This window comes from Tangfeifania sp. (genome assembly GCF_055108615.1).
Genome location: NZ_JBSQIC010000115.1, coordinates 1 through 9,018, shown reverse-complemented (window position 1 = coordinate 9,018; position 9,018 = coordinate 1). Strand labels below are relative to the sequence as shown.

At 43.3% G+C, this 9,018-nt stretch carries 9 protein-coding genes; 8 read left to right on the top strand and 1 reads right to left on the bottom strand.

Features of this window, described 5'->3' with window-relative positions:
- The 6 genes from ACTCNA_RS16640 to ACTCNA_RS16615 form a co-directional block, all read left to right on the top strand.
- On the top strand, nucleotides 1-162 hold a 162-nt coding region (locus ACTCNA_RS16640; protein WP_462949066.1), incomplete at its 5' end, for a four helix bundle protein.
- 37 nt (nucleotides 163-199) lie between these two features.
- Entirely contained in the window at nucleotides 200-1,108 is a 909-nt protein-coding gene (locus tag ACTCNA_RS16635; protein WP_462949065.1) for an ABC transporter ATP-binding protein, read from the top strand.
- A gap of 91 nt (nucleotides 1,109-1,199) precedes the next feature.
- Complete coding sequence (locus ACTCNA_RS16630; protein ID WP_462949064.1) at nucleotides 1,200-1,574, top strand: four helix bundle protein; 375 nt, start codon at nucleotides 1,200-1,202, stop codon at nucleotides 1,572-1,574.
- Nucleotides 1,575-1,642: 68 nt separating this feature from the next.
- Nucleotides 1,643-2,365 carry an ABC transporter ATP-binding protein gene (locus ACTCNA_RS16625; RefSeq protein ID WP_462949063.1) on the top strand — a complete coding sequence of 241 codons (723 nt, stop codon included), beginning with the start codon at nucleotides 1,643-1,645 and terminating at the stop codon, nucleotides 2,363-2,365.
- Nucleotides 2,366-2,442: 77 nt separating this feature from the next.
- On the top strand, nucleotides 2,443-3,549 hold the full coding sequence (locus ACTCNA_RS16620; RefSeq protein WP_462949062.1) for an ABC transporter permease: 1,107 nt from the start codon (nucleotides 2,443-2,445) through the stop codon (nucleotides 3,547-3,549).
- Between the two features lie 23 nt (nucleotides 3,550-3,572).
- Nucleotides 3,573-4,691, top strand: a complete 1,119-nt coding sequence (locus ACTCNA_RS16615) for an ABC transporter permease (RefSeq protein ID WP_462949061.1) — start codon at nucleotides 3,573-3,575, stop codon at nucleotides 4,689-4,691.
- A 573-nt stretch (nucleotides 4,692-5,264) separates the two neighbouring features.
- Here ACTCNA_RS16615 and ACTCNA_RS16610 read toward each other — a convergent pair.
- On the bottom strand, nucleotides 5,265-6,668 hold the full coding sequence (locus ACTCNA_RS16610; protein ID WP_462949060.1) for an NfeD family protein: 1,404 nt from the start codon (nucleotides 6,666-6,668) through the stop codon (nucleotides 5,265-5,267).
- Between the two features lie 164 nt (nucleotides 6,669-6,832).
- On the opposite strand from ACTCNA_RS16610, the gene purB reads away from it, so the two are divergent.
- Together purB and ACTCNA_RS16600 are read left to right on the top strand one after the other, a co-directional pair.
- Complete coding sequence (gene purB, locus ACTCNA_RS16605; protein ID WP_462949059.1) at nucleotides 6,833-8,179, top strand: adenylosuccinate lyase; 1,347 nt, start codon at nucleotides 6,833-6,835, stop codon at nucleotides 8,177-8,179.
- Nucleotides 8,180-8,188: 9 nt separating this feature from the next.
- Nucleotides 8,189-9,018, top strand: an 830-nt coding sequence (locus ACTCNA_RS16600) for an ABC transporter permease (RefSeq protein WP_462949058.1), incomplete at its 3' end; no start/stop codon positions are given.

Sequence of the window (9,018 nt, the reverse complement as noted above, 5' to 3'; positions counted from 1 at the left end):
GAGAACAGCGAAACATTGGTTTGGCTGGAGTTTGCACATGCATGTAAGTATATTGAAGCTGACACTTTTAAAAAATTCGAAGTTGAAACTCAGGAAATTGGCAAGCTCATAAATTACATGATTTTACATCCTGAAAAATTTGGAAGCAGCAAAGATTTTTAACTGATCACTGCGACTGATCACTGATCACTTTTTTACCATGATACAAATTAACAATATATCAAAATCCTACTCCGAAATTCAGGCATTAAAATCCATTTCGCTGGAAGTAAACAAGAACGAACTCTTCGGCCTGATTGGTCCCGATGGTGCAGGAAAAACTACATTGATGCGGATTCTGACAACGTTGCTGCTGCCGGATTCAGGCGAGGCGAAAATGGATGGCCTGGATGTGGTACAGGATTTCAAAAAAATCAGGCACCTCGTGGGTTACATGCCAGGGAAGTTTTCATTGTACCAGGATTTGAGCGTGGAGGAAAACCTGCATTTCTTCGCCACGGTTTTTGGCTCCACAATCAACGAAAACTACGATCTCATCCGTGACATCTACCACCAGATCGAACCGTTTAAAAAACGCCGTGCCGGACAGCTCTCGGGTGGAATGAAACAAAAGCTGGCGCTGTCGTGCGCACTCATCCATAAACCGAAAACTCTGATACTCGACGAGCCAACCACCGGTGTGGACGCGGTTTCCAGGAAGGAATTCTGGGAGATGCTGAAAAAGCTGCAGGACAAAGGAATTACCATCCTGGTTTCAACGCCCTACATGGACGAAGCCAATTTGTGCGACCGCGTGGCGCTGATTCAAAAGGGTGAAATACTGGATGTGGATTCGCCGAAACGCATCACCGAAAAATACCCGCACCGCATCATTCGCGCCCGTTCGGATGAAATCTACCGGCTGATCCAGGATTTGCGGGCTTACGAAAAAGCAGAATCGGTTTTTGCATTTGGTGAGTTTGTCCATTTCACCGGCACCGACGATGATGTGGAACCGAGCGAACTGGATGACTACCTCCACAAAAAGAACCACAAAAATGTGCTGGTAGAAGAGATTGAGCCGGGAATTGAGGATGTATTTATGGGACTTATGAGAAGTGATCAGTGATCAGTGATCAGTGATCGGTGATCAGTGATCGGTGATCAGTTGGCAGTATTAGAAAGAAAATAAAACGTATTACAATTTAAATTTTGGAATTATGGACTTTAGGGACTTACATGTTTACAAAAAAGGATTTCAGCTTGCAATGGAAATATATGAGATTTCCAAAGGCTTTCCGAAAGAAGAAAAATATTCGCTGACAGACCAAATCAGGCGCTCTTCCCGATCTACATGCAGCAATGTCGCGGAAGCTTACCGTAAAAGAAATTATCCAAAGCATTTTAAAAGTAAACTCACGGATTCCGATGGCGAAAACAGCGAAACATTGGTTTGGCTTGAATTTGCTTATGCGTGCAAATACATTGGAGAAGATGAGTTCAAAAAATTCGAGGCCGAAACACAGGAAATTGGCAAACTCATAAATTACATGATTTTAAATCCTGAGAAGTTTGGAAGTAGTAAAGATATTTAACTGATCACTGCGACTGATCACTGATCACTTTTTGCTACTTAACTGTGACTGAAAACTTTTAAATAAAAATGAAAGAGAAAATAATTACGGTAAAAAACCTCGTCAAAAAATTCGGCTCCTTCACGGCCAACGACAACCTCACATTCGATGTGTACAAAGGCGAAGTGTTTGGATTCCTGGGAGCGAATGGTGCGGGGAAAACCACGGCCATCCGCATTCTCAGCGGGCTCTCCGCTCCCACCTCGGGCGAGTTGAATGTGGCCGGTTTTGATGTATATACCGAAACGGAGAAAATCAAAAAAAACATCGGCTACATGAGCCAGAAATTTTCGCTTTACGAAGATTTGACAGTAGCCGAAAACATCCGGTTTTATGCGGGAATTTACGGGATCTCCCCCAAACGCAGAAAGGAAAAAATGAACGAACTGCTGAAAAAGCTGGAGATGGAAAACGCTAAAAACAAACTGATTGCAGGACTGCCACTGGGATGGAAACAAAAACTGGCCTTTTCGGTGGCGGTTTTCCACGAACCCAAAATAGTGTTCCTCGATGAACCGACCGGCGGAGTGGACCCGGTAACGCGCCGCAAATTCTGGGACATGATTTACGAAGCGGCAAACGACGGAATTACCGTCTTTGTCACCACCCATTACATGGACGAAGCCGAATACTGCGACCGCGTCTCCATTATGGATGCCGGCAAAATTGAAGCGCTCGACACACCGGCAAAACTGAAGAAAAGATACAATGCCAAGGATATGGATGAAGTGTTTATAAAAATTGCACGATGATAAACTGCAAGTCGCAAGCTTCAAACCACAAGCAGGGATAGATTGAAGCTTGTGGATCGGATCTAAAAGCTAAAAAAATGAAACAACTAAAATCTTTCATCAAAAAAGAATTCTTCCACATTTTTCGCGATCCGCGGACGATGCTGATTTTGTTTGGAATTCCGGTGGCGCAGCTCCTGATTTTCGGGACGGTCATCAAAAATGAAATCAAAGATGTACGCATTGCGATTTACGACCAAAGCAAGGATGAAACCACACAGCAAATTACCAACAAACTGCTGTCGTCTGGCTATTTTGTACTGGTTGACGATTTGCAAAACACCCGCGGAATAGAGAAAACTTTCCGGAAAGGTGAAGTGAAGGAAATCATTGTTTTCGAAAGTAATTTCGGCGAGAAGCTGATAAAGGAAGGGTCAGCAGAGGTGCAGTTAATTGCCGATGCATCGGACCCGAACATGGCACGACTGGCCGTTTCGTACACACGCGGCATCATCAACGACTACGTGCAAAAAATGAATCCTAATCAGGAGCTGCCGATGCAGATTCAGCCCGAAGTGCGGATGTATTTTAACGAGGAAATGAAAAGCGCCTACATGTTTGTGCCCGGCACCATGGCGCTGATTCTGATGCTCATTTCGGCCATGATGACCTCCATTTCCATCACCCGCGAAAAAGAGATGGGAACCATGGAAATCCTTTTGGTTTCCCCGTTAAAACCATCGCAAATTATTGTCGGAAAAGTGTTGCCCTATCTGCTGCTTTCCATTGTAAACGCATTTGTAATTGTGCTTATCGGTCATTTTGTTTTTGGCGTACCCATTACCGGAAGTTTTGTTTTGCTGATGCTCGAAACCATCCTGTTCATTTTGATGGCGCTTTGCCTGGGCATCCTCATTTCCACCATGGCCAAAAGCCAGATGACCGCCATGTTTATCTCGATGATTGTACTGATGCTGCCGACCATCCTGCTGTCGGGTTTTATATTCCCCATCGAAAACATGCCCAAAATTCTGCAGTGGCTGAGCCACATCATGCCCGCCCGCTGGTTCATTGCCATCATCCGCGGAATTATGCTTAAAGGAGTTGGATTGTCTTTCATCTGGAAAGAAACACTGATTTTAATTGGTATGACACTGTTTTTTGTGGCGGTGAGTGTAAGGAAGTTTAAGGTTCGATTAGAATAGCCGCAAGCTTGAAGCTCTAAGCTATGAATACTATTCGCTACATTCTCCAAAAAGAATTCCGGCAAATATTCCGGAACAAAACCATGCTGCCGATGATCATCGGGGTGCCGCTGATGCAAATGCTGGTGCTGGTTTTTGCGGCTACCTACGATTTGAAAAAAATCGACATAGTGGTGGTCGATAATGATTTGTCGTCGGCATCACGGGAGCTGATTGCCAAATTCGACGGCATTCCATTTTACAATGTAAAAACCATGGTGACCGACGAACAGTTTGGTGAAGCAATGCTGCTAACCGACGAGGCCGATGCGGTGCTGGTAATTCCGGCCAACATGGAACGCGAACTGGTGCGCGAAAACGAGGCCTCAATTCAGTTACTGGTAAATGCCATCGACGGAAATACGGCGCAACTCATCTATTCCTACTCTGCCAGAATCATCGGCGACTACAACCAGCATTTAATTACCGATTGGAAAGGCATTCCTGAACTGATGCCACCTAATAAGGTGAAGATTGCAGAAAGCTACTGGTTCAACAGCGAACTGGATTACAAATGGTACATGGCACCGGGAATCCTGGCAATTCTGGTCACAATCATCGGGATGTTTATGTCGGGGATGAACCTGGTACGCGAAAAAGAAATCGGCACCATCGAGCAGCTCAACGTAACCCCCATTCGCAAGCATCACTTCATCATCGGCAAACTGGTTCCGTTTTGGATCATTGCCCTGTTCGACCTCGCATTCGGGTTGTTTATTGCCTGGCTGGTCTTCGACCTGCCCATCGTCGGCAGTCTGTGGCTGCTTTTAGGGTTTGCCGGACTTTACCTAATAGGCGTGCTCGGCCTTGGTTTGTTTATCTCCACCGTCACCGAAACACAGCAGCAGGTAATGTTCATCAGTTTCTTTTTTATGATGATTTTTATTCTGATGGGCGGTATTTTCACCCCTGTGGAAAGTATGCCCGAGTGGGCTCAGGAATTCAACCGCCTCAACCCGATTTACTATTTCATGAAAATCATGCGCAACATCCTGCTCAAAGGATCCGGCTTTTTCGACCTGCTGACAGAGTTTTTCTCGCTGGTCGTTCTTGGCATCGTCTTTTTGAGCCTGGCGATTTGGCAGTACCGGAAAACGACGTAGGAAGTGATCAGTGATCAGTGATCAGTGATCAGTGATCAGTGATCAGTGATCAGTGATCAGTGATCAGTGATCAGTCGCAGTAGGCAGTTGCAGACCTCGAGGCGCGTCCTCCTTTTCAAAGGAGGTGGCCCCGAGTTCTCGGAGACGGAGGATTATTTTCTGTTGAAAACATACCAAAGTGTTGTGTTCCCTCTAATTTTTAATTTCTGGATGCTGTATGAAGATTGATAAATTGCTGATTATGAGGACTTCATATGCTCTAATCGAATGAATCCGGATAAATTGAAAAAAGAAACAACATAACCCCCGCTGTTACAAACCTTCATTCGTGCCTTTTATTTTCATTTAAAATTCTGTGAACTTTCATTTTACCATCCTAAGCCCAATGCAGAATTACCATGCGACAACGCAGCATCGAAAGGCCCGGTATGTATGACCGGGGTGGGCATGCGCCACTGATGGTTCGGGGCTGCCAACGTCAAATAAATACGAATTGCAATAGTTTATAATAAATTATTCGAACCAAGAGTTAAATTACTAAAATTATAATTTTAAAAATTACCTCACCCAAAATTAAGTCCCGGGTCGGTCAACATAAAGCTGGGAAGTCCCCACTTTTACAACAATAATATCCTCTCCCCTGTCAATAAATCCGGTTTCTGCCATCGCATCGTAAACTTCGCCTTCAATTAAAACTTTTCCCCCGGGCCGTAAAACGGTTTGGGCAGTTCCTGTTTTTCCTTTCAGGTTTAAAAATGTTGATTCCACATTCAAATAACCTTCGCTGATATTCTGCACAGTGTTCAGGGAAAGATTTTTGAAAACACCTGATTTTGCTGTAAACAGCTTATTGCCCAGATAAAGAGCTAAAATAAATCCGCCAAACAGGCCAAATACAACAGTCATTATAGCCACGCCAAGCTTATCGGTATCAACAGGGCTAAAATCAAAATCAACATTACCAACCAAACTCAGGACCAAACCAATAAAGACCAGCAAAATACCCGAAATTCCGGCCACGCCGAAACCGGGAATAACAAATATTTCCACTGCGATTAAAATCAGGCCAATCAGGAAAACCATTACTTCCCAGTGATCGGCCAGTCCTTCGAGATAAAGCGGGGCAAAATAAAGCAAGGCAGCCAGAATGGCCACTCCAATAGGGAAACCAATGCCTGGCGATTGCATCTCGAAGTAAATGCCGCCAATAATTGCCATAATAAGCAAACCCGAAACTACGGGGTGCACTAAAAAGCCAATAATTCTCTCAATAAACGACGGCGAATATTCTACAATTCGGTATTCTTCAATACCAACTTTTTGCAGCACTTCGGGGATGTTCTCTGCCACACCTTCGCAAAAACCGTATTTGATGGCTTCGCCCGGAGTAAAAGTCAGCACTTTGCCTGTATCGATTATTCCCTCAATAAAAACGGAAGGATCAACCATTGCCTCTGCAATATTCGGGTCGCGTCGCCATTTGTAAATGGTATCGTTTCCTGAAATGATCGTATCTTTTCCATGAGCTTCGGCAGTAGCACGCATGGTAGAACGCATGTAACTTTGGTATTTGTCGGGCATAGCCTGGCCGGTTTGGTTTACAACCGTTGCAGCACCAATACTTCCGCCGGGACGCATGTAAATGCTGTCGCACGCAACAGAAATTAAGGCTCCGGCCGAGGCTGCGTTGTTATCAATAAAAACGTAAACAGGAATGGTACTTTGCAAAATTTTAGTGCGGATGGAATCGGCATCGAGTACCGTGCCGCCATAAGTATTCATGTGAATCAGAAATACATCGGCACCCAATGTGTCGGCAGCTTTAAACGCCTGTTGTGTTTGTCGCCATAAAGCCGGCGCAATTTCTTCCTTAATGTTGAATTTATATACTAACTTTTCATCTTTTTCACCGGCTTCCGAAATATAAACAACCGGTAAAATCAATAAAACAACAAGTAGTGACTGTAATATTCTCATTTATAACTTTCTTTCTGAATTCTTTTGAAAACGCATTATCTGTAATCGGTTCGAACAGCTAAGTTATAAATAAAACCGGCACAATGCGTAAAAAATTATCGCGGACAAAAAAAATCCAAATTCACCTAAATTACTACCTTTGCAGGGTTTTAAAAGACAAAAGAATGGAATTTAACGCATTAACGGCAATATCGCCGGTTGACGGCCGGTACCACAACAAAGCTGAAAATCTTTGGAAATATTTCAGCGAGTATGCACTTATTAAATACAGGGTTTTTGCAGAGATTGAATATTTTATTGCACTTTGTGAGTATCCCCTGACCCAGTTAAAAAATATTTCAAAAGAAAAGCTGGAAGAACTCAGGGAAATACATCAACAATTTTCGGTTGAAAATGCAGCCCGCGTAAAAGAAATTGAAAGCGTTACCAACCATGATGTTAAGGCAGTTGAATATTTCTTAAAAGAAGAATTTGAGAAGCTGGGACTGGAAAAATACCGGGAATTTATCCATTTTGGCCTCACCTCGCAGGATGCCAACAATACAGCTTTGCCCAAATCAATTCACGATGCACTGGACGAAGAATATTATCCGCTTTTGCAGCAGGTAACCGAAAAGCTGGAAGAACTGGCTGAAAAGTGGAAAAATATTCCGATGCTTGCCAAAACTCACGGACAGCCGGCATCGCCCACCAAACTCGGAAAGGAAATTATGGTATTTATTGAACGCATCCATATCCAGCTTACTCAGTTGCGTGCACTTCCGTGCCATGCAAAATTTGGCGGTGCCACCGGTAATTTCAATGCCCACCACGTGGCCTACCCCGAAATTGACTGGCCGCAATTTGCCAATAATTTTTGCAGGGAAAAACTTGGGCTGGAACGCTCGCAGTACACAACTCAAATTGCCCACTACGATAATTATGCTTCAATTTTCGACGCACTGAAACGCATCAACAATATCATACTCGATCTCGACCGCGATATGTGGAGTTACATTTCGATGAACTATTTCAAGCAGAAAATTAAAAAAGGTGAAGTTGGTTCATCTACCATGCCACATAAAGTTAATCCCATCGATTTTGAAAATTCTGAAGGCAATATTAGCATTGCCAACGCCGGATTTGAACAGCTTGCTGCCAAACTTCCGGTTTCGAGGCTGCAGCGCGACCTGACCGATTCAACCGTTACCCGTTTTATCGGCGTTCCTTTTGGCCATACCATAATTGCTTTAAAATCTACCCTAAAAGGACTAAACAAACTGATGCTCAACGAACCGGCCATAAAAAAAGATTTAGAAAATAATGTAGCTGTTGTTGCCGAAGCCATTCAAACCATTTTGCGGCGCGAATTTTATCCCAATCCCTACGAAGCGCTCAAAGATTTAACCCGCAAAAATGAAGTTATCGACATGCCAACAATCCACAATTTTATTGATAATCTGGATGTTGATGAAAAAATTAAAAAAGAATTAAAAAAGATTACTCCGCAAAATTACACAGGAGTCTTCTAAAAATTAACCATGAAAGATTTTCTTCACTTACTTCGCCGCTTTATTCCACCCTACAAATGGAAGCTCGTTTGGAACATCATTTTCAATTTTTTGAGTGCCATATTTGGGGCCTTTTCATTTTTATTATTAATACCTTCGCTGAAAATTTTGTTTGGCACACAGGAACTGGTTACCCAAAAACCAGAAGTTGGCCTGAATGTTTCAGCATTCGCCGAGTACAGCAACTACCTGATAAGCAAAGTAATAATCCAATACAATCACGAAAAGGCACTGGTTTTCATCGGTATTTTCATAATAATTACTGTTTTGCTGAAGGTTGGATTTTATTACCTCGCCAACTACATGATTGTACTGATTAGAAACGGTGTGGTACGGGACATCCGCTCAAAAATTTACCGGAAAATACTGAAACTGCAACTGGGTTTTTTCTCTGACGAACGCAAAGGTGATATAATGGCCCGCATGACCGGCGATGTTACCGAAGTGGAAAATTCTGTCATGAACTCCCTGGAAATGATGATTAAAAACCCGATTCTTATCATCGTTTCGGTGGCGGTGATGATTTACATGAGCTGGAGCCTCACACTTTTCGTTTTTGTAATGTTCCCAATTGCCGGCTTCATTATCGGGCGCATTGGCAAAAGCCTGAAAAAAGAGAGCCGGAAAGGACAGCACAAAATGGGAGAAATACTCTCAATTATTGAAGAAGACCTTTCCGGGCTCCGGATTATTAAAGCTTTTAATGCCGAAAACAGGGCAATAAACAGGTTTGAAACCGAGAATACCAATTATTTCAAAATAATGAACCAGCTGATGTGGCGCAGGTTTTTGGCCCACCC